The 19,958-nt window shown below is 42.0% G+C and carries 20 protein-coding genes and 1 rRNA gene; 6 read left to right on the top strand and 15 right to left on the bottom strand.

The window, feature by feature from the left end; genetic code table 11:
• On the bottom strand, positions 1-254 hold a 254-nt coding region (locus B9N78_RS18235), incomplete at its 3' end, for a hypothetical protein (protein WP_212637002.1).
• A 55-nt stretch (positions 255-309) separates the two neighbouring features.
• Here B9N78_RS18235 and rrf point away from each other — a divergent pair.
• Positions 310-424: ribosomal RNA gene (gene rrf / locus B9N78_RS00005) — 5S ribosomal RNA — on the top strand.
• Positions 425-547: 123 nt separating this feature from the next.
• Entirely contained in the window at positions 548-1,504 is a 957-nt protein-coding gene (locus tag B9N78_RS00010) for an AEC family transporter (RefSeq protein WP_085096507.1), read from the top strand.
• A gap of 79 nt (positions 1,505-1,583) precedes the next feature.
• On the opposite strand, the gene B9N78_RS00015 is transcribed toward B9N78_RS00010, so the two are convergent.
• From B9N78_RS00015 to B9N78_RS00030, 4 genes are all read right to left on the bottom strand, one after another.
• On the bottom strand, positions 1,584-2,897 hold the full coding sequence (locus tag B9N78_RS00015; RefSeq protein ID WP_085096509.1) for a TRAP transporter large permease: 1,314 nt from the start codon (positions 2,895-2,897) through the stop codon (positions 1,584-1,586).
• Between the two features lies 1 nt (position 2,898).
• Positions 2,899-3,387, bottom strand: coding sequence for a TRAP transporter small permease (locus B9N78_RS00020; RefSeq protein ID WP_245805424.1), 489 nt, complete (start codon positions 3,385-3,387; stop codon positions 2,899-2,901).
• A gap of 125 nt (positions 3,388-3,512) precedes the next feature.
• Positions 3,513-4,529: a TRAP transporter substrate-binding protein gene (locus B9N78_RS00025; protein WP_085096513.1), complete on the bottom strand. Its 1,017-nt coding sequence runs from the start codon at positions 4,527-4,529 to the stop codon at positions 3,513-3,515.
• 32 nt (positions 4,530-4,561) lie between these two features.
• Positions 4,562-5,161, bottom strand: coding sequence for a TetR/AcrR family transcriptional regulator (locus B9N78_RS00030; protein ID WP_085096516.1), 600 nt, complete (start codon positions 5,159-5,161; stop codon positions 4,562-4,564).
• A 251-nt stretch (positions 5,162-5,412) separates the two neighbouring features.
• Between B9N78_RS00030 and B9N78_RS00035 the strand changes: the two genes are divergently transcribed.
• Positions 5,413-6,780, top strand: coding sequence for a nickel/cobalt transporter (locus B9N78_RS00035; protein ID WP_085096519.1), 1,368 nt, complete (start codon positions 5,413-5,415; stop codon positions 6,778-6,780).
• 79 nt (positions 6,781-6,859) lie between these two features.
• Here B9N78_RS00035 and uppS read toward each other — a convergent pair whose 3' ends face one another.
• From uppS to fusA, 9 genes are all read right to left on the bottom strand, one after another.
• Positions 6,860-7,555, bottom strand: coding sequence for a polyprenyl diphosphate synthase (uppS, locus tag B9N78_RS00040; RefSeq protein WP_085096522.1), 696 nt, complete (start codon positions 7,553-7,555; stop codon positions 6,860-6,862).
• Positions 7,556-7,559: 4 nt separating this feature from the next.
• Positions 7,560-8,117 (bottom strand): ribosome recycling factor, encoded by a 558-nt coding sequence (frr, locus tag B9N78_RS00045; RefSeq protein ID WP_085096525.1) that lies wholly within the window; start codon positions 8,115-8,117, stop codon positions 7,560-7,562.
• Positions 8,110-8,838, bottom strand: coding sequence for a UMP kinase (pyrH, locus tag B9N78_RS00050; RefSeq protein ID WP_085096528.1), 729 nt, complete (start codon positions 8,836-8,838; stop codon positions 8,110-8,112). Before pyrH ends, frr begins: the two co-directional genes overlap by 8 nt.
• Positions 8,839-9,270: 432 nt before the next feature.
• The gene (gene tsf / locus B9N78_RS00055) at positions 9,271-9,900 is read right to left on the bottom strand and encodes a translation elongation factor Ts (protein ID WP_085096531.1); all 630 of its coding nucleotides are present in this window, start codon (positions 9,898-9,900) and stop codon (positions 9,271-9,273) included.
• A gap of 2 nt (positions 9,901-9,902) precedes the next feature.
• Entirely contained in the window at positions 9,903-10,685 is a 783-nt protein-coding gene (gene rpsB / locus B9N78_RS00060) for a 30S ribosomal protein S2 (RefSeq protein ID WP_085096534.1), read from the bottom strand.
• Between the two features lie 199 nt (positions 10,686-10,884).
• Positions 10,885-11,658 (bottom strand): fumarylacetoacetate hydrolase family protein, encoded by a 774-nt coding sequence (locus tag B9N78_RS00065; RefSeq protein ID WP_085096537.1) that lies wholly within the window; start codon positions 11,656-11,658, stop codon positions 10,885-10,887.
• 99 nt (positions 11,659-11,757) lie between these two features.
• A complete protein-coding gene (locus B9N78_RS00070) occupies positions 11,758-13,452 on the bottom strand; it encodes a ribonuclease J (protein ID WP_085096540.1) in 1,695 nt (564 codons plus the stop codon).
• Positions 13,445-14,029 carry a lysophospholipid acyltransferase family protein gene (locus B9N78_RS00075; protein WP_245805425.1) on the bottom strand — a complete coding sequence of 195 codons (585 nt, stop codon included), beginning with the start codon at positions 14,027-14,029 and terminating at the stop codon, positions 13,445-13,447. Before B9N78_RS00075 ends, B9N78_RS00070 begins: the two co-directional genes overlap by 8 nt.
• A gap of 413 nt (positions 14,030-14,442) precedes the next feature.
• On the bottom strand, positions 14,443-16,506 hold the full coding sequence (fusA, locus tag B9N78_RS00080) for an elongation factor G (RefSeq protein ID WP_085096546.1): 2,064 nt from the start codon (positions 16,504-16,506) through the stop codon (positions 14,443-14,445).
• A gap of 206 nt (positions 16,507-16,712) precedes the next feature.
• On the opposite strand from fusA, the gene B9N78_RS00085 reads away from it, so the two are divergent.
• From B9N78_RS00085 to B9N78_RS00095, 3 genes are read left to right on the top strand one after another with little or no spacing between them, the layout of a single operon-like run.
• Positions 16,713-17,666: a ParB N-terminal domain-containing protein gene (locus tag B9N78_RS00085; RefSeq protein ID WP_085096549.1), complete on the top strand. Its 954-nt coding sequence runs from the start codon at positions 16,713-16,715 to the stop codon at positions 17,664-17,666.
• Positions 17,666-18,766, top strand: coding sequence for an SPL family radical SAM protein (locus B9N78_RS00090; RefSeq protein WP_085096552.1), 1,101 nt, complete (start codon positions 17,666-17,668; stop codon positions 18,764-18,766). The genes B9N78_RS00085 and B9N78_RS00090 overlap by 1 nt, the downstream gene beginning before the upstream one ends.
• Before the next feature lie 58 nt (positions 18,767-18,824).
• Positions 18,825-19,295, top strand: a complete 471-nt coding sequence (locus B9N78_RS00095) for a hypothetical protein (protein WP_085096554.1) — start codon at positions 18,825-18,827, stop codon at positions 19,293-19,295.
• A gap of 86 nt (positions 19,296-19,381) precedes the next feature.
• On the opposite strand, the gene B9N78_RS00100 is transcribed toward B9N78_RS00095, so the two are convergent.
• Positions 19,382-19,906, bottom strand: a complete 525-nt coding sequence (locus tag B9N78_RS00100; RefSeq protein ID WP_085096557.1) for a hypothetical protein — start codon at positions 19,904-19,906, stop codon at positions 19,382-19,384.
• Positions 19,907-19,958: the final 52 nt, after the last annotated feature.

The raw sequence follows: 19,958 nt of genomic DNA on the forward strand, positions 1-19,958 counted from the left end.
GTTAAGACCTCCATCGCCGATGATACTGCTAGGTAGCTAGTGGGAAAGTAGGTCGTCGCAAGGACTTTATTTTTAAAGAAACCCCGTACATAATATATGTACGGGGTTTCTTGCGTTGGCGGGGGGATTTTCATCTCCCCTTTCGTTGAGGTAGAGCCCAAGTTTTTTAAAATCGGAACTGCCAGATTATATATGTTAATAGCTGTTGACAGCGCGAAGTTCTTTCTATAGACCTTTTTCTCCTGCTTCGGCATGGATTGTTCATTAAGAATTACGCTCTGAGCGAATAAAGATATTTTTGATATTTGTCCTTGCGACCATTGAGGAGGGGCCACACCCGATCCCTTTCCGAACTCGGAAGTTAAGACCTCCATCGCCGATGATACTGCTAGGTAGCTAGTGGGAAAGTAGGTCGTCGCAAGGACTTTATTTCTAAAAACCCCTGTACATGTTAAATGTATAGGGGTTTTCTCGTCTAAGTGAAGTTATAGAATTAACTAAGGCTAGATTAAGTATGTCGATTTAACTTATCGATTCCGAGGAAATTATGGTTACTTTGGTTATTTGCGCACTTATTCCGATCTTTTTAATGATAATCGGCGGCGGTTTTGCCTATAGACGCGAAATTTTGCCTGAAAACAGTGCTGCTGTATTAAATGGATTTGTTTGCTACTTCACACTTCCTGCACTTATTTTCGGAACTCTTGCCACAACACCGGTACACGAAATAGCTCAGCTAGGATTTATCTCAGCCTTTACCGGCTCAATGGTTGTGTCCTATCTGCTGATGTTTATATTTTCAAAGTATGTATTTAAATCTCATTACACAGAAAGTTCTATGCGCGCCCTGTCAGGAAGTTTCCCGAATTGTGCATTTCTAGGACTGCCTGTGATGCTTTCCTTGTTCGGTAGTGGTAAGGATGTGCTTATTGCCACTACTCTCGCTATTCTCTTGCCTACTGTACTAATTATTATTGTGGTAGCTACGTTTTCTTTGCATAGAGCAGATAAAGATAAATCTGTATTCGCAATACTATGTTCAATAATGATTTCGATGTTGAAAACTCCGCTGATTGCATCTGCATTAGTCGGCATTATGTTTTCTGTGCTGCAGATCCAGCTACCGGAATTTCTAAGTAAAAGTTTGCATAGTTTCGGAATGACTTCTATTCCGTGCGCACTTTTTGCAGTTGGAATTGTTCTTTGTAAGCAGAAAATTGAGCTTAAATGGGTAAATATATTATCGGTTAATTTTTCTAAAATGGTTTTACAGCCAGTCATAGCGGCAATTTTATTGCTGTTATTTAAGGTTCCTGAAAATATGTTTCTTATGGGAGTTGTGTTAGCAGGAATGCCCGCGGCTGCCTTAACCTGCGTATTGGCGCAGGAATATAATACACTCGAAATGGAAACTTCTACTTTTTTATTAATTACTACATTAATCTATCTGCCATGCTTACTTGGAACTCTGGCCATTGCTAATCTCTTCGGAATTACATTTTAATATTTTATTTCTCCTAAAAAAATCCGCATCCCATATAAATTGAGATGCGGATTTTCTACGTTTGTATATGTGTTTAAGCTTAATACATAGCCTGCGGCAGGAATAAAATGATATCAGGGAATATTGCAAACAAAATTAACCCTACGATAATTGCCAGAAGAAATGGAATAGTTCCCTTGAATATCTCTTCTAAAGTTATGGATGGTTCAAACTTTTTAGCCATTCCGTAGACCACGTAGACGTTGATTCCTACCGGCGGAGTTATAACTCCGATTTGTGTGACCAATACTATAATTATTCCAAACCATATCGGGTCGAATCCAAGTGACATCACTACAGGATAGAATACAGGGATTGTAAGCATTATCAGAGCTAAAGCATCCATGAAACAGCCGCCTATAAAATATATGGTGAGGATCATGGCCATAATGATAAGCGGATGAAGATCGAAAGAAGCAGTCCATTCTGCTACATTAAACGGGATTCTTGTCACTGCTAGAAATTTTCCGAATATTACCGCACCGGCAACGAGTAACAGAACCATGCAGGATGTACGAAGTGTTTCATAAAGTGAATTTAAAAAAGCCTGCCATGTAAGTTGCCTTTTGATGATTGCTAAAACAAGTATTCCGAGAACTCCGACTGCTGCAGATTCGTTCGGAGTGAAAAAACCGAAAAACATTCCGCCTATTACCAGGGCGAAAATTATAAATGTATCAGCAAGCCCGATCAGTGAATGCATTTTCTCGGCAAAAGTGAAGGTCTCACCTTTAGGGCCGAGATTAGGGTTTCTGTGGCACTGGATAGCAATTGCCGCAATAAAAAGAAGTGTAAGAACAATTGATGGGATTATTCCAGCCATGAATAACTCACCGATTGACTGCTCGGTTAGCACTCCGTAAACAATCAGAACTACACTGGGCGGCATTATCATCCCTAGTCCGCCGCCTGAGGCTACAGATCCTGCTGCAAGCGAATTTGAATATCCATACCGTTTCATTTCAGGAATGCCTACAGTAGCCATCGTAGCAGCTGTGGCAGGGCTTGAACCACATACAGATCCGAATGCTGTACATGCCGCAACAGTCGCCATTGCCAGTCCTCCTTGAATATTTCCAAAGAAGTGGTACGCAGTGTTATAAAGTTTACGACTTATACCGCTGTTAAAAGCGAGCTGTCCCATTAAAATAAAAAGAGGAACGGTTGCCAGACTGTACGATGAAAATGAATCGTAAAAACTTCTGGATAGTAAGTTCAGGCCGCCTTTCATAGATATTAGAAATGAAAATCCGCTGAAACCTACAAGTGTCATTACATATGCAACAGGCATGCGGGTCAGGAAAAGAGCCAGCATTACTAAAACGCCGAGGATTCCGGCAGTACTCGGTTCCATATTACTTATCCCCCAAAAAATGCTCGGCTACTTCTTTAAGCAGAGTCAGTGTGAAACATCCGAACCCGAAACCAAGTGTGTAGATTATCATATAAGTCGGCAGTGCTAGTGTCATGGTGACTTCACCAGCTTCTTTCAGGCTTTGCCCGTATAGAACAAGCCTCCATGCAACCACAGCGAAAAGAGCCGCGCTTATAATATTAGTTACGCATTTTATATTGTGACGAGTTCTCCGCGTAAATTTGCTGACAAGGAATTCCACTCCGATGTTGCTTTTTTGCGAGTGGGTGTAACCGAGTGCAAGCCCGGTCGTTAATACCGCAAGTACCGCAATCATTTCTTCAACTCCGAAGATCGGAGAACCGAATGCACCGCGGGATATGATATCTGCTCCCGTCAGCAGGGCCATACTGATAAGGCAAAATGCTGCAATATTTTTCAGTACGCTTTCAAGTTTGTTTATCAGGGTTGAAATTTTTAGTTCACTCACAGGTTTCTCCATTATAGAAACGTAAGTCTGATTTTATTCTTAAAAAAGTTCAAGACCGCATATCTATTGTCTGCGGCCTTGAACTTATAGCTCAGTAAATAATATTTATTTATAATATCAGTGCGTTATTTGTCGTTGTACTTTGCGAGTGACTCGACAGTGAAGTCTAGGATTTCCTTGCCGTTTAATCCTTTATCGTTTGTCATTTTTACATATTCATCCATCATAGGGGCGGCTTTTTCTTTCCAGCGGAGACCTTCAGCTTCACTTAAGGTGATGAATTTTCCACCCTTGCTCTCAAAATACTCTCTGCCGACGGCGTCGCTTTCATCCCAAGCCTGACCGTGTTTTACAGCCCATTCTTTATTGATATCTAAGATAATTTTCTGGAGGTCGGCAGGGATTGATTTCCATTTGTTCTTGTTCATTACAACAAAAAAAGTGGTAGTATATCCAACTGGAAAATCGAGTGTGCAATAGTCTACAACTTCAGCCATTTTCCAGCCTTTATTAGTTTCCATAGGGTACATTCCGCCGTTTACAACGCCTTTACGAATGGCTTGATATGAATCTGGCATGGACATTGCGACTGGCGCAGCACCAAGAATTTGAATTAACTTTGCGCAGTTTCCTGTGCCGCGTAATTTTAATCCCTGTATATCTTCTAAAGTTTTTACAGGCGTTTTAGCTGTGAAAAGGAGACCCGGCCCGTGTGCGTGGAAGTACATTGGAGCAACATCATCAAATTCTTCGGGTTTAAATTTTTCAAATACTTCATTTGCGACCTTTGTAGCCGCTGCGCCGGATTTATAACCTAATGGAAGGTCAAGTGCAGCCATTGTTGGAAAACGCCCGCGTGAATACGCAAGAGCGGAAAGCCCTATATCCGAGAGACCTTCAACAACTCCGTCATAGCATTGTTTTGCTTTGGTGAGAGTGCCGCCGGGGAAGTAGGAAATTTTGATTTTACCATCTGTGCGTTTTTCTACTTCTTTGCACCATGCTTCAGCAAGCTTTGACTGAACATGTGTAGGCGGGAAAAAATTGGAGTAGGTGAGTGTAATGGTTTCTGCTTCAGCTGAAAGAGGCATTGCGGAAAATCCGATTACGAAGGCAATGACGGTAAGAAGTAGCTTTTTCATTTTCTCTCCATTAAAACGTTTGTAATTAAGTTTTAGCTGTTAATTTTTTTCAGTCCATTTGCCAAAGCAAGGGAGATCGCCGTTTCGCGAACATCTTTTAAGCTTACAAAACCTGTTTTAAGAGCATTTTGAACCATGAAACCTTCAAAAAGAACGGTATTGAATGCACCTAATTTTTCAGGCGGGTAGTCTGTTTCAATGAATTTGCGGACTAAGTTTGCAAAGACTTTTTCGGACAATCTGTATTGACTGAGACTGAGATCATCGCGCAATTCCTGAATGCGTGATGCATAAACTGTAAATTCTAAAAAAACTTTTGCCCAGTTATCGTCTTCCACAATTACTTCCAGAAAATCCCAGATAATATGCATAACTTCTGCAAGACTTTTTGCTTTATCTAGCCGCTGATCTCTGGAGTTGCGGTATGCTGTAAGTTTATTTTCAACTATTTCTAAAAAAAGTTTGTCCTTGCTCACCCAGTGCCGATAAAAACTTCCCTTTGAATAACCTGCATGAGTTGTTATTTCGGCGACAGTGGTTGCCATGTACCCATTTATGCCGAAAAGTTCTTCTGCAGAATTTATCAATTCTTCTTTAGTTTGTTTGGATTTTTCCTGTTGTTTTCTAGCCATTTGGCTTTCTCCTAAACAATGTTGCGGCCTATGGTCACAAAATGACCGCCGGTCATCTTTGCAGAGATATAACTTTGAGGTATAATACTGTCAAGATCATTCTAAATAGTAATGTGAAAGATGGTTAGGATTATAAATTACAAATTAAAAAGGTTGCCATAGTCTTTTTAACAGGTTTCGATAATTTGATTTTCGTACTTTTGTTTGCAATGCTCAGTTCATAAATTTTGAAAAAAAGAGGCTCAAATCAAATGAGATTTATTTGGCTTAGTTTAATATTGCTTGCAGTCTGTTTTGCTTCTTTTCCAGTTTCAGCACATCCGCTTGGTGAGGTTGTACAAGAGACAACTGTTCAAAATGAAGGTGCGCGAATTCTTATTATTTACAAAACGGCTATAGGTCCATCCATAACTGCAACTCTTGTCCCGGATGCGAATCGTGATGGCAAGGTTACATCAGTGGAAGAAGCAGATCTGGCCTTGGCGATACATAAAATTCTGTACCCCAATATTGAAGTCGTTTTAGATGGTAAACCCGTCGTGATTGATCTTTATTACGACTCTGTAGCTCCGGCCGTTGGCGGTTATAATAATGGTTTACGTTTGAATCTGATTTATTCCGTCAGTATTGCGCCGGATTCAGTAAGCCACAATCTTAAAATTACTGATCATAATTTTAGAGCTGGAGAATTGAAATGGTTAAAATGGTTTGTTCAGGCAGAGCCTGGCGTAAGCAAAGTTGTGACTACAGGAAATTCCAGAACTTTGGATTATGCTTTTACAAATCTTGCTGCAGGAGCGAATAATTCTCAATCAACTTTGAGAGGTGTCGGCGGTATTGACTCAAACAACGCGCTGGCACCTGAACCTAAGGAAAATTCAAGTCAGGCCACTTTAAGGGAATACCTTTCAAGAGAAAATTTAGGAACCGGAACAGTTTTGTTTGCTTTGGGAATGGCCTTTATCCTTGGAATGGGGCACGCTTTGAGTCCGGGGCATGGTAAAGCTATGGTTGCGGCGTATCTGATCGGACGCAGCGGAAAGATTAAAGATGCATGTACGCTCGGAATAATTGTTACGATAACGCATGTATCAAGTGTTATTGTGCTGGGTGTTGTAGCTTTGTTACTATCGAGATATTTTCTGCCTGGAGCTCTTTACCCTTGGCTCGGTGCTTTTTCCGGAGTGCTGGTTTTTTTGGTGGGATATATTATGCTCGCTAAACGTGCTTTGCATGGACATCATCATAATCATACACATGATCATGATCCAAGTGAGGAAAGTGGTGCGGTCTCTTGGTGGTCTATGCTCAGTCTGGGGATTGCGGGAGGAATGGTTCCCTGTCCTACTGCTCTTGTGGTTTTGCTGGCGGCGGTTGCACTCGGAAGAATTTTTTTCGGGTTTATGCTGATCCTTGCATTCAGTTTCGGCCTTGCAGCGGTTTTAATTTTAATCGGTATTTTAACTGTTCGGGCTTCAAAATTAACAGAAAAATTTTCAGGCTCACACCGCTGGATTGAAAATTTACCTGTCGCCAGCGGAGGGCTTGTTATGATTGCAGGAATTGCCATCACATTAAATGCTCTGAGCGCAGGCGGCATTTTGAAATTTTTCCCATAAAAATGTTCGATATTTTCACACTAAAAAACCCCTCAACAGCTAACTGCGAGGGGTTGTTAAAAATAAATTCAAGTAATATTTAGAGCTGGTCGCCGGTTTTTCCGAAACGACGCTGTCTTTTAGTAAAGTCGGCTAAAGCTTTTTCCAATTCATCTGGAGTAAAGTCCGGCCAATACACATCAGTAAAGTATAACTCAGAATATGCAGCCTGAAACAGTAAATAATTTGAAAGCCGCTGCTCTCCGCTGGTGCGGATAATTAAATCAGGGTCCGGCTGTCCGGCTGTATACAAATTTTCGGAAATAGCTTTCTGGGTGATCTGATCTTCCCGCAGTCCCGAAGATATTAGTTTTTTACAAGCTCGCACCAATTCATCCCTGCCTGAATAATTCAGTGCAAGGTTTAATGTCATTGAGCTGCAATGCTGAGTCTTCTTTATGGTATGGGCAACAACCTGCTTTACGCCGAATGGGAAGTCAGAAAGCTCTCCCAAAACTTTTAAGCGTATGTCCTGCTCACACAGGTTTAGCAGTTCTTTTTTTAAAAAAACTGTCAGCAGATTGAAGAGCTGCGCTATTTCGTCTTTTGGCCTTGCCCAGTTCTCCTTGGAGAAAGTGTACAGGGTCAAATGTTTAATACCGAGTTCACGGCTTTTTTCTACAATAGCTTTAGCTGCTTCAGTGCCGGCTTTATGACCTTCGCTGCGCGAAAGGTCTCTAGCCTTTGCCCATCTACCATTACCATCCATAATGATGGCTACGTGTCGGGGCATCATTATGTTATATTTCCAGAATTTCCTTTTCTTTTGCTAAAAAGAGGTCATCACATTTTTTGATAAAGTCGTCAGTAAGCTTTTGCACATCATCTTGTGATTTATGCATTTCATCTTCGTTGATATCTTTATCTTTTTCAAGTTTCTTAAATGTATCATTCATGTCGCGGCGGACGTTGCGGATAGCCACTTTAGAATCTTCAGTGAATTTTTTAGCAACTTTTACGAGATCTTTACGACGCTCTTCAGTTAAAGGCGGAATGCTGATACGAATAAGTTTTCCGTCGTTAACCGGGTTAAGTCCTAAGTCGGATTTAAGGAGTGCCTTATCAATCAGAGCGAATGCTCCTTTATCCCATGGCTGTATAGTAATTGTGCGGGAATCCGGCACAGCAACTGAAGCCAGCTGGTTTATCGGAGTGGGAGTTCCATAGTAATCAACCTTAACATGATCTATCAGGCCGGTTGAAGCTCTTCCTGTGCGCAGTCTTACAAAGTCACCGCTAAGACTGGTTAGAGCTCCTTCCATTCTTTTAATGCCATCTGACATAACTTCATTAATCATTCTTTCCTCCATGAACAATTGTTCCGATCTTTTCACCTCTGACAACCCTTGAGATGTTACCTTCTTCAAAAAGGTTGAAGACAATTATGGGCAGGTTGTTATCCATGGCTAATGAAATAGCTGTGGAGTCCATAACCCCGATCCGTTTTTCAAGGGTTTCAATATAAGTGATAGATTCAAATTTAACTGCATCTGAATGTTTCATTGGGTCTTTATCATAGACACCGTCGACTTTGGTAGCTTTAATAATAGCTTCGGCCTTAAGTTCCATTGCTCTGAGAGCTGCGGCTGTATCTGTTGTGAAAAAGGGATTACCTGTTCCGGCAGCACAAATGACTACGCGTCCTTTTTCAAGATGGCGGATAGCTCTGCGGCGTATGTATGGTTCCGCAACAGCCTGCATCGGGATAGCTGATAAAACTCGTGTGTCGCAGTCAAGTTTTTCAAGTGCGTCCTGAACAGCAAGGGCATTCATCACAGTTGCGAGCATTCCCATGTAGTCGGCTGAAGATCTGTCCATTCCTTTAGCAGAAGCGGATAAACCTCTAAAAATATTTCCGCCGCCGATAACTAAAGCAACCTGTACTCCGGTTTTGGCTACAGCTGCAATTTCTCTACAGAACTTGTTGATTGCCGCAGGTTCAATACCGAACTGCTGATCCCCGGCGAGAGCTTCACCGCTGAGTTTGATCATTACTCGTGAATAGTGCAATTTGTCCATAGTTTACCCCGTTTTTCCGCGGACATTGTCCGGTTATGAGTAGAAGCAGATCCGGAAAAGATTAGCCTTGAGTCGTGGGGGATTCTCCACGCTTAAGTTTCCGGTAAGCATTAACTATTTTTTAAAATATATGTGAGTTTTTTGATAACAGAGAGTCTGCTTCAATGAACTCGGCATAGTAAAATCCTTCCCTAAAAAAACTCAAATTCTTACGAGTCGTTACTCCGTATTGAATCTGAGCTGAAATATTTTCCATCGCGATGTCTCCTTAAATCCGGATGTTGTTCTCTTCCGGCTCGGGTGTTTACTGCGTGGGTTTAAGGCAATATAGGGAATTTTTTTTACTTATCTCGTCCTTCGGCAGGAGAGCTGCCAAGTATCTAAAAAATCGGGCAAAAAAAACGGGCCTTGCGGCCCGTTTCATAATCCGTCTTATTCTTCTTCGGCTTCTTCTGCACCACTTGCTGCTTCAGCAAGGTTGATGCGTGCGAATCGACCGATCTGCATATTCTCACCGAGAATAGCGATGGTTTCGTTAACGAGATCTTTAATTGTTTTCTTGTCGTCTTTAATAAAAGGCTGTTCAAGAAGACATACTTCTTTGTAATATTTCTGAATACGTCCAACAACGATCTTTTCAGCAATATTAGCAGGTTTACCTTCTTCAATAGACTGCTGAAGATAAATTGCTTTTTCTTTTTCAAGAATGTCCTGAGGAAGTTCTTCAGGGCTTACACAGATAGGGTTGGTAGCAGCAATCTGCATAGCAACGTCTTTAGCAAGCTGAATGAACTGGTCGGATTTAGCAACAAAGTCAGTTTCACATTTAACTTCAACTATAGCAGAAAGCTTACCGTTGCTGTGCATGTAAGAACCGATAAGTCCTTCACTTGTAGCACGTCCGGCTTTTTTAGCAGCTTTAGAAAGTCCTTTTTCGCGAAGGTAAGTGATAGCTTTTTCTTGATCACCATCACATTCAGCGAGAGCTTTCTTACAATCCATCATACCTACGCCGGTAAGTTCACGCAGGGCTTTTACCATCTGGGCAGTAATAGCAGCCATGATTAATCTTCCCCTTGAGCGGTTTCTTCAGCTTCAACTTCAGGAGCAACAGCTTTTTCAGTTGCTTTGACTTTTTCTTCAACCATAGTTGTGTCTTCTTTGCGACGAGCTGCGCCTTCGATGCAAGCGTCAGCCATGTGAGCTGCGAACAGCTTGATAGCGCGGATAGCGTCATCGTTACCTGGGATGATGTAATCAACCAGGTCAGGGTCACAATTAGAGTCAACAACAGCAACTACCGGGATACCGAGTTTGCGGCATTCAAGAATAGCAATATGTTCACGCTTGGGGTCAATGACGAATGCGACAGCTGGAGATCCGTTGAGATCTTTAATACCGCCGAGTGCGAGGGTAAGTTTTTTAACCTCGCGGCCCATCATTACGATTTCCTTTTTAGGGAAGCGTTTGATGGAACCGTCTTCGAACATTTCTTCAAGGTTTTTAAGGCGATCAATACGACGTTTGATTGTCTGGAAGTTGGTGAGAGTTCCACCCATCCAACGATGTGTTACATGAAACATTCCTGCGCGTGCAGCTTCAGTTGCAACAGCTTCCTGAGCCTGACGTTTGGTTCCGATGAAAAGGACTTTTCCGCCTTTTGCAACAGAGTCAGAAATGAAATCGTGAGCTTTACGGAAAAGTTTAACAGTCTGCTGGAGGTCCATGATATGGATTCCGTTACGTGCGCCAAAGATGTAAGGACGCATTTTAGGATTCCATCTGCGAGTCTGGTGACCGAAATGAACGCCTGTTTCCAGCATTTGTTTCATAGTTACATAAGCCATAATAATTCTCCTGGGTTTTATCTTCCACCTCGGCATCAACAGACTCCACAACAATTGTGAAGCACCCTTATTCGACCGAGGTGTGCGAATTTAGCTACGCACAACTACGGGAAAATTGATTTGAAATCAACCCCGGATGCGAGCAAAAATAAAATACTTTGAAAGTGCCGTAAATCCAACTTTCGGCAGAGCCATGCTTCTATTGCACAGGTGTGCGGATAGATTCATAATTTATTACTGTATTGGATAAAATACCTATGCCTTCTATTTCCACCTCAACCTCGTCTCCCGGTGATAAAGGTCCGATTCCGGGAGGAGTGCCGGTCAATATAACATCACCCGGGGTGAGAGTCATGACATGTGAGATAAAACTGATAAGCTGCGCCGGAGAGTATATCATGTCGGAGGTATTACCTTCCTGCCTGACTTTACCGTTGACAATTGTTCTGAGTGACAGAGAATTGGGATCGGTAATTCCGGTTTCAATGCATGGTCCAATCGGGGCGAAAGTATCAAATCCTTTAGCTCTCGCGAAAACTTTATCTTTTTTTTGAAGATCTCTGGCTGTCACATCGTTGGCACAGGTATATCCGAAGATATGTTTTGCCACATTTTCCGGCAGTATATTTTTCCCGGTCTGACCTATTATAATTGCCAACTCACCTTCAAAATCAACATGCTCGGACATAGCGGGAATAACAATTTTATCACCGTTACCGATGATAGCGGACGGAGGTTTAAAGAAAATCATCGGTTCTTCGGGGATTTCCATATTCAGTTCACGGGCATGCTCGTGATAGTTAAGCCCGGCGCATATTATTTTTGAAGGAACTGCTATAGGAAGTATTGTGCATTCCGCAACCGGAATAAGATTCTTCTTGTTATTTTTTGACAGCAGCGGCTTGAAAAAAATATTATCCTCGATCGTTGCGTAAAAGATGGACTCGTTGTGTTTAATTCTGAAGACTTTCATTTTAACCTTTAAGTTTTTTTATTATAATTGGGACAACATATCACAATTTTTTAAAAATATCATGTATTCTTTATGGCTAAATTACAGGTAGTTGCAGATCTAAATTTCGCATTTGGACTCTATTTCCTGAGCTTCGTTTCCGGTCAGAGAAATAATGAGCGGGATGACCACCGGATCGCGCCCTAAAACCTTGCGGAAAAATCTTCGTAATGCAGAGCGGATTCTTTCTTTGAGTTTAACCGTCTGGCCCGGCGGAATGTTTTCAAAAACATCTAAAATTATACATTTCGCGTCTTCAAGGACATGCGAATACTGCTGCTCAAAAACAAATCCTTTAGAAGTTACTTCCGGTCCGCGAATAATTTCTCCGGTGTTAACGTCAATTACTATGGTTACGATGACGAGTCCTTCTCCGGCTAAAAGCTGCCGTTCTTTAATAACAGACTGCCCGACATCGCCGACACCTTTGCCGTCTACGAGTGTGCATTGAACAGGGATTACTTCTTCAACACGGATTCCATGAGTCAGAAAGGTGATAGGTTCGCCGTCTTCAATAACTAAAGCTTTTTCCGGAGCTACTCCTGTTTCAACTGCGAGTCTGGAATGTTTGACCAGATGTCTGTATTCACCGTGAACCGGGATAAAATATTTGGGCTTAACCGTTTCAAGCATTGTTCGCAGCTCTTCTTTGTGAGCGTGACCTGATGCATGGATACCATGTTTCTTTTCATGAAGAACTTCCGCACCGAGCTTATAAAGTCTGTTGATGACTCGCGTTATAGCTTTCGTATTGCCCGGTATAAAGCGGGAAGACATGAGGATAAGGTCACCCTTATGTATCTTGAGTTGGCGGTGTTCTTCGGTTGAAAGCCGTGAAAGTGCGGCAAGAGCTTCTCCCTGTGAACCTGTTACCAGTATAACTATTTCGTGATCATCATAGTAGGGCAGGTCTTCTATTTCGACAATTGCAGAAGATGGAATGCGCATTTGCCCAAGATCTCTTGCCAGATCAATATTTCTGGCAAGGCTTCTGCCGCTGATTCCTACTTTTCTGCCTGTTTCAGCTGCAAGGTCGAATATTTCCTGCATCCGCTGAATGTGACTTGAAAAAAGAGTTACTAAAATGCGTCCTTCAGCTTCTTCAAAAATATTGCGCATGGCCCCTTTGATATCTCTTTCAGTCAGGGCGTATCCGTCCTGTTCAATATTGGTTGAATCTGAAAGAAGCAGGGTTATCCCTTGGCGTGAAAACTCTTTGATGGCATTTAAGTCAGTTCCATGTCCGTCAAGAGGGTTGCGGTCTATTTTAAAATCACCTGTATGTATGACCCTTCCTACAGGCGTTTCAATCCCGAGCGCAAAACCGTCTATTATCGAGTGACAGACTGGAAAGAAGTTAAAAAATAAATCACCGAACTGAACTCTGTCATAGGCTTTAACTTCGCGCAGATCGACATAATCAATGAGATTATGTTCCTGCAGTTTATTTTCAACCAGCCCCAGAGTAAATTTAGACCCGTAAACAGGTACATTAATATAAGGAAGAAGCCACGGCAACGCTCCGATATGATCTTCATGACCATGAGTTAAAACAATCGCTTTAAGGCGATCTTTCAGAGCCAGAATATGGTCAAAGCGTGGAATGGCAACATCTACACCGAAAAGAGCATTATCTGGAAAGAGCAGTCCGCAGTCTACAATAACGACATTCTCTTCAGTACTGAACATCATGCAGTTAAGGCCGATTTCTCCAAGTCCACCAAGTGGGCATACCGTTAGCTGGTGCTCACTCATTCCTCATCTCCGCATAAGCTTTGTCCATAATATCCTGTAAATCTTCTTTTACTTTCTCTCTTTCCTTTAAGGAGTACTTGCTTGTATCGATGGGAGGGAGAGCTTTGATTTTAATTTTTTGACAGGGGTTCATTATAAGCTTGCCTTTATATAGAACTTTTTCCGGTCCGACCATTAATATAGGAGCTATCGGTTTTTGACATTTTAAAGCCAGAATCATTCCGCCGATCTTAAAAGGCAAAAGTTTGTTCGGATTTGGATTCCGTGTTCCTTCAGGAAAGATTAATGGAGAATGTCCACTGTTTGCGACATCGACAGCATGCTGAATGTCTTTCATCCCTTTTCTGCTGTTCTCTCTATCTATTGAAATATGTTTCGCCGCAGCCATTGCATGACCGAATATCGGGAATTTAAATAAGGATTTTTTAGCTACGAATTTAAACTGCCATGGACTTAAAAAATGGAACAGCAAAGGGATGTCGAAAAAGCTTTGGTGGTTGACCATGAAAATGTAAGTTTGCTTTTCATCAAGGGCACTGAGGTCTACATCAAATTCGCATCCACTGTTTTTAATCATAGCCTTTCCCCAAGAGCGTTCGCACCAGTGGAAATTTTTTTGAGTTTTAGAAAAAATGATTACGAGGGAGTAAAAAATAGTCAGCGGGAAAAATAGTAAGTAGAAATATATAAGTCTTAGCATTTTGTTATCGTTAAATATTTAGTGTTAAAAGTTTATTAAATTCAAAAAACTACGTTTTGGAGCTTTGCGTTCTTTAACCACTAACTTGATAGTGTAATTTAGCACGGGAAACAAGAGCAGATCTTAAAAAGAAAAAGTTAGGAGTGTAAAGCCCTTGCCGTATAATGAAATAAAGGGTGCTCATAAAAAAGGCTGTGAGGTTAACCTCACAGCCTGACAATAACAATTTGAAACCGTCAACCCGTTTTAAGAGGGTTCATAAAGGCTATTAGAATCAATTTTGATCTTCGTTAATCCTCAACAGGAGAATCATATTCAGATATAATTTTTTCAGCTATCTGGGATGGGCATTCTTCATAATGAGAAAACTCCATGGTGAATGTCCCCTGTCCTCCGGTCATAGAGCGCAGGTCCGGTGCATATTGTAGAATTTCCGACATCGGCACATGGGCTTTAACTTCAGTTATTCCGGCAGTTGACCCTGATCCTAGGACTTTCCCTCTGCGACTTGAAAGATCTCCTATGATATCTCCCATGAATTCATCCGGAGCTTCAACAAGAATATTCATAATCGGTTCAAGCAGGGTTACCCCGGCAGCTTCACATGCTTTTTTGAAAGCCATGGACCCCGCAACTTTGAATGCCATTTCAGACGAATCAACAGCGTGGTATGATCCGTCGTAAAGGGTGACCTGAAAATCGATAATCGGCGCACCTGCCAGTACTCCTCTTGTTGCAGCTTCCTGAACGCCTTTATCAACCGCAGGAATGTATTGCTTAGGGATTACGCCGCCGACAATTGCATTAACAAATTTATATCCTGTACCCTTAGGTAGCGGTTCAAGTTTTATCCAGCAGTCTCCGAACTGTCCGCGACCACCTGACTGTTTTTTATAACGCCCTTGAACTTCCGCTGATCCTTTAATTGTCTCGCGGTAAGGAACTTTCGGTGTTTTTAAAATTATGTCAGTCTTATAGCGACGTTTTGCCTTTTCAACTGAAATTTCAATATGATTCTGCCCCATGCCGGAAAGGAGAATGTCTCCAGACTCACCGTCACGGGAAAGTGTTAAATTGATATCTTCAACGAGAAGCTTCATAATGGCTTGGAAAACCTTATCTTCGTCACCTTTTTCTGCAGGAGCAAGTGCAAAGGTTATAAGTTGCGGAGCTACTTTAGGCTTTTTAAGTTCAAACCGGTTTTTCTCGTCACAAAGAGTGTCTCCGGTGAAAGTTTCTTTTAACTTGGCAAGGGTTATGATTGCTCCAGGTCCGACAGGTTCTTTAACAGCACGCTGTTCTTTTCCGTTAAGCAATTGAATTGTTCCGAGTCTTTCTTTGGAATCTCTTCCGGGATTTGTCAGGGTCAGGTCTCCGGTTACAGTTCCTGATAAAACGCGGCAGACTGTGAGTTGTCCGGCAAACGGGTCTGCCAGAGTTTTGAAAACAAAGCATGCAACAGGTGCATCAGGCGAAGACGCTCTGGTTGAACCGTCTTCTGCTTGCCAGTCAGCGTGTTCAAGCGGAGAGGGCAGATAGGTTTGAACCATATCCAGTAAGAAAGATCCCCCTTTGTTTTCAAGAGCTGAACCTAAACAAACAGGGAAGATTGTACGGTTTTTTACACCTGAAGAGAGCCCTTCAGTAACTTCTTCAGCGGTCAGTTCGCCTATTTCAAGATATTTTTCCATGAGGTTTTCATCACTTTCGGCGATGTTTTCAATCATGGTTTCGCGTAGAATTTCAATTTCTTCTGCAAGGTCGTCAGGAATATCGCTTTTGGCGACCTTACCGTTTTCTTCGAACATATATGCTGTGCCGGAAAGCATATCCACAAACCCTTTAAAATTTTCCTTGCTTCCTATTGGATACTGGAGCAGTACGGGGCTGATACCGAGCGAAGAGTTCAGGCTGTTGAACGCGGCGTCAAAATCTGCTCGATCACGGTCCATTTTATTGATAAAAATTATTGCAGGAAGTGCAGCTTTTTCAACTGCCGCCCATATTTTGCGGGAAAGAGGCTTGACTCCGTCCACTGCGTCGATGGTAAAGATAACACCGTCAGATGCTGTCAAAGTGTATGGAAGATCTCCGCAAAAATTTGGATCACCCGGAGTATCAATAAGGTAGTGGTTGTTTTTCTTCCATTTGTAACCGGCAAATCCCGGTTGAATTGATCCGCGGCGTTTAGTTTCTTCAGGCTCGTTATCGAGGGATGTTGTTCCTTCTTCGATTTTGCCGAGACGATCAATTACGCCTGTGTTAAAAAGTAGCATTTCTGCGGTCGATGTTTTACCACAACCGCTATGGCCTACAAGTGCATAAGTCCGTTGGTTCTTCAAGGCTTCAGACATTCACAACTCCGTTTCTCTGAATGTTCAATTAGCCGGGATAAAAGTCCCTGCTCCCAGTACGATTGTGCAACTTATACTTTTACAATGGTTAGCACATATTGTGACACCATTGCCAACATGTCAAGCACAGAGAATTAATGAATGTTGTTTTGCAGATGCCCGTTAAACAAGAAAAAAAATAATGATTTTATTCGGAGGTTCTTATAGTGACTGATGCTCAAATATACAGTTTTGACCCGGACGAAATAGACTGTTCCGGTAGCTGGCTGCTTTATCCTTCTCTATTTGATGAAGAGTTTATCAGTTCTATAAAAACAGTGGGACAGCTTGCACCTGTTCTTCTCGCAAAGAATGGAAATAAAGTTGTTCTTGTTGCCGGACGATCAAGGGTTCTTGCAGCTGAAAGGCTGGGCCTGAACGTGTCGGGTGTTTTTGTGGACGCCAGAGAAGATATTTCACGGGCATTTGTTCATATGGAAGAGAACCGGACACGGGTCATAGATGATGCTCTTAAACTGACTGTTTTCAGATTTTTTCATAATCGTGTATCCGAAGAAGAACTGTCCAAACGAGTCGCACCTCTATTAGGTATAAAATTCAAGGATAGAGATCTGAAACTCTGGCTCGAATGGCTGTCTTTGCCGCAGGAGTTTGATGATATCCTTAAGTCCGGTAATTTCCCTCTTGCGGCGGTGTCAATCTTATCAAAACTTTCAGCTGATGATAAAAAAGCGGTTCTGCCTTATTTTGAAAAATTAGGCTGGTCCCGTTCAAATGCTGTAAATTTCTTAACATGGCTTTATGAAACATCCAGAAGAGATAAAAAATCTGTAGCGGTTCTAATTTCAGAGCATGAGCTTTCTCCTGCAAAGGAAAACGAATCTCCTAAAGATGGTGTTGCGCGTCTTTGTAAGGCGGCAAAACAGCTTCGTTCTCCAGAATATAGTAAGCTTCTTAAAACTCAGGAAACAATTGTCTCTGAAATTTGCGCCGGTACAAAATGGCGGGTTGAATCCGTCGGTAATTTTGAAACAGGTGAAGTTCTGCTTCAAACCCGTTTCAAGTCGCGGGAAGTTCTGCAAAAGGCTGTTGAAGATTTGAATTCTATTCAGAAGTCAGACGGTTGGGGTAAGCTTTTTGAAATCGGCAGGGAAAAGTAATGGAGAATAAAATACATATTCCATCACACCTTGCGGGAATTGAAAAAATTTATGTAGACCGGACTATGGCAGACGCTCCTTTGACAGAGAGAGTTACGGGACGTCTTCCTGATCTCCCGATTGAAATTGTCGATCCTGAAAACTTTCCTCATGGATCACTCGGCGAAGGGCAGTCACTTTACCTTAAAGAGTACAAAGGGAAATTTCTGCGTTTTTGCCCCGGCACAAGTTATTATCATTGTTGCGGATATCGCATTATTCATATCGGCGAAAACTGCCCGATGGCCTGTTCCTATTGCATTTTGCAGGCATATTTTCAGGACAAAGTTTTGAAAGTATGGGCTAATCAGGAAGATCTTTTTGCTGAACTGGGTAAAGCTTTTTCCGCTGATACCGGGGCCAGATTCCGTGTCGGAACCGGAGAATTCACAGACTCGCTGGCCCTTGAAGCTGTCACCGGATATAGCCGCGATCTTGTTAAATTTCTGGGTGATTATCCCAATGTCTGCCTTGAACTAAAATCTAAGGTGATTGACCTTTCGTGGATGGACAGCGTTAAAAGAACTGACAGAGTTCTGCCTGCGTGGTCACTCAATGCACCTTTTATTAATGAGCATGAAGAATTCGGCGTATCAACGCTGAAGGAAAGGCTTGAAGCCGCAAAAGTCTGCGCTGACGCAGGATTTAAAGTGTGTCTGCATTTCGATCCGATTATTCGTTTTGACGGTTGGCGTGAAGGGTATGCTGAAATTGTTGATATGATATTTGATTATCTGAAACCTGAAAACATTGCTTATTTGAGCATGGGGTCTTTCAGGCATATGCCCCATTTAAAACCCATAATTGAACGTAATTTCCCTGAAACAACTTATATTTTTGATGAATTTATTATCGGCAATGATAATAAGATGCGTTTGCTCAGGCCGCTGCGAGTGCGTCAATTTAAGTTTATAGTTGATAGACTTCGTAAACATGGGATGGATAAGCAGATATATTTCTGCATGGAATCGACCGAAAATTGGCAGGATGTGTTCGGCTACACTCCGAAAGATCTGGGCGGACTTGGAAATCATCTGATGAAACAGGCTTTCAGAGAGTAAAATACTTTGAAATACTGGTTAATTTGATGTATTAGGATTTTCAAAGGGGGATTGTTCAATGTCCTTACAAGATTATCAGACTCGCATAGACAGGCTGCAAAAGGGACTTGGCAAGGCTTTTGCTGAAAGTCCTTTTATTTTTAATATTCCCGGCAAGTCAATCGCGTTAAAGGTCGACCCCTATTATTATGTGGCTTTCGAGCCTTCATTTACAGAACATTTAAGCAGATTCAGTGTAATGCTTAAGCAAAATGTTCGGGATACTCTGGTCCGTACAGGGAATCTTGTTTCAGAACCGGGTACACGTAATCCTCTGATAAAGATTAAGCTTAGGTGGGATGGGCGTACTTATGCACTGAACGGTTGTTTCGTCGAAGCCGAGTTTATTGATCAGGCTCTTAAAATGTATGGCGGAGTGGCCGGTGATATCGGGCTTTCGGAAATGCAGATTCTTTCTTCGGAACGTGAAAAGATCAATGAGTTTTTCGGCGAAAGAACTCTCCTGCAATCAGTCGCTTTTACAGATTAGTCTATCGTTATATTGTTAAAGAAGACCCCGCCGGAACAATTGTTCCGGCGGGGTTCTTTTTTGAAAATATGCTGCTTAAAGATCTATTATTTGCGTAGTTTGCTCTTCGGGCAATGTTCTTCAAGGTAACACACTTCACATCCGCCGGAATAAGGGTGAGGAGTGAATACAGCGTACTGCCTGTTTACAGTTCCTTCCTGATTCCATTCCAGTCCAAGTGATTTGAATGTGTCGAGCACTGCTTCTCCAGGTTTAGGAAGCGGAGCACATTTACCTTCTTCCAGTTCTGGAAGCAGACTCTGCGCCGCGGACATGATCAGTGTTATTGCAAGGTTGTGATGAGCAAGTCCTTCGGTAGGAGTTTCCTGCCAGATTTCTTCGACTGCGTCTTCAACTTCTTTTTCAAGATATAACAGCAGAAAATCAGTTCCTTTTCCGCCTGCAGGTTTTTCAAGTTTGTAAGCTTTAAGGTGGGGCAGCCACTGGTTCCAATATTTTTCAAGGCTTTCCATGAGGGATTGTTCAATGCGGGTGGAACCGTTTAATTCTGCAAAATAGAATATGTTAAATTCCGGAGTTGCTGTGACTTCTGAAACTTTAAGAGCACTCATATGTTATTCCTCGCTTATTTTTCAATTTGTAAGGAGTCCTTTACATGGTTCG

The sequence above is a fragment of the Desulfovibrio gilichinskyi genome (assembly GCF_900177375.1).
Lineage (GTDB): Bacteria > Desulfobacterota > Desulfovibrionia > Desulfovibrionales > Desulfovibrionaceae > Maridesulfovibrio > Maridesulfovibrio gilichinskyi.

Excerpts from the sequence above, each read along its gene's own strand:
- B9N78_RS00010 (WP_085096507.1), top strand. The coding sequence starts at position 548 with ATGGTTACTTTGGTTATTTGCGCACTTATTCCGATCTTTTTAATGATA.
- B9N78_RS00015 (WP_085096509.1), bottom strand. The coding sequence starts at position 2,897 with ATGGAACCGAGTACTGCCGGAATCCTCGGCGTTTTAGTAATGCTGGCT.
- B9N78_RS00025 (WP_085096513.1), bottom strand. The coding sequence starts at position 4,529 with ATGAAAAAGCTACTTCTTACCGTCATTGCCTTCGTAATCGGATTTTCC.
- B9N78_RS00030 (WP_085096516.1), bottom strand. The coding sequence starts at position 5,161 with ATGGCTAGAAAACAACAGGAAAAATCCAAACAAACTAAAGAAGAATTG.
- B9N78_RS00035 (WP_085096519.1), top strand. The coding sequence starts at position 5,413 with ATGAGATTTATTTGGCTTAGTTTAATATTGCTTGCAGTCTGTTTTGCT.
- uppS (WP_085096522.1), bottom strand. The coding sequence starts at position 7,555 with ATGATGCCCCGACACGTAGCCATCATTATGGATGGTAATGGTAGATGG.
- frr (WP_085096525.1), bottom strand. The coding sequence starts at position 8,117 with ATGATTAATGAAGTTATGTCAGATGGCATTAAAAGAATGGAAGGAGCT.
- pyrH (WP_085096528.1), bottom strand. The coding sequence starts at position 8,838 with ATGGACAAATTGCACTATTCACGAGTAATGATCAAACTCAGCGGTGAA.
- tsf (WP_085096531.1), bottom strand. The coding sequence starts at position 9,900 with ATGGCTGCTATTACTGCCCAGATGGTAAAAGCCCTGCGTGAACTTACC.
- rpsB (WP_085096534.1), bottom strand. The coding sequence starts at position 10,685 with ATGGCTTATGTAACTATGAAACAAATGCTGGAAACAGGCGTTCATTTC.
- B9N78_RS00065 (WP_085096537.1), bottom strand. The coding sequence starts at position 11,658 with ATGAAAGTCTTCAGAATTAAACACAACGAGTCCATCTTTTACGCAACG.
- B9N78_RS00070 (WP_085096540.1), bottom strand. The coding sequence starts at position 13,452 with ATGAGTGAGCACCAGCTAACGGTATGCCCACTTGGTGGACTTGGAGAA.
- B9N78_RS00075 (WP_245805425.1), bottom strand. The coding sequence starts at position 14,029 with ATGATTAAAAACAGTGGATGCGAATTTGATGTAGACCTCAGTGCCCTT.
- fusA (WP_085096546.1), bottom strand. The coding sequence starts at position 16,506 with ATGTCTGAAGCCTTGAAGAACCAACGGACTTATGCACTTGTAGGCCAT.
- B9N78_RS00090 (WP_085096552.1), top strand. The coding sequence starts at position 17,666 with ATGGAGAATAAAATACATATTCCATCACACCTTGCGGGAATTGAAAAA.
- B9N78_RS00095 (WP_085096554.1), top strand. The coding sequence starts at position 18,825 with ATGTCCTTACAAGATTATCAGACTCGCATAGACAGGCTGCAAAAGGGA.
- B9N78_RS00100 (WP_085096557.1), bottom strand. The coding sequence starts at position 19,906 with ATGAGTGCTCTTAAAGTTTCAGAAGTCACAGCAACTCCGGAATTTAAC.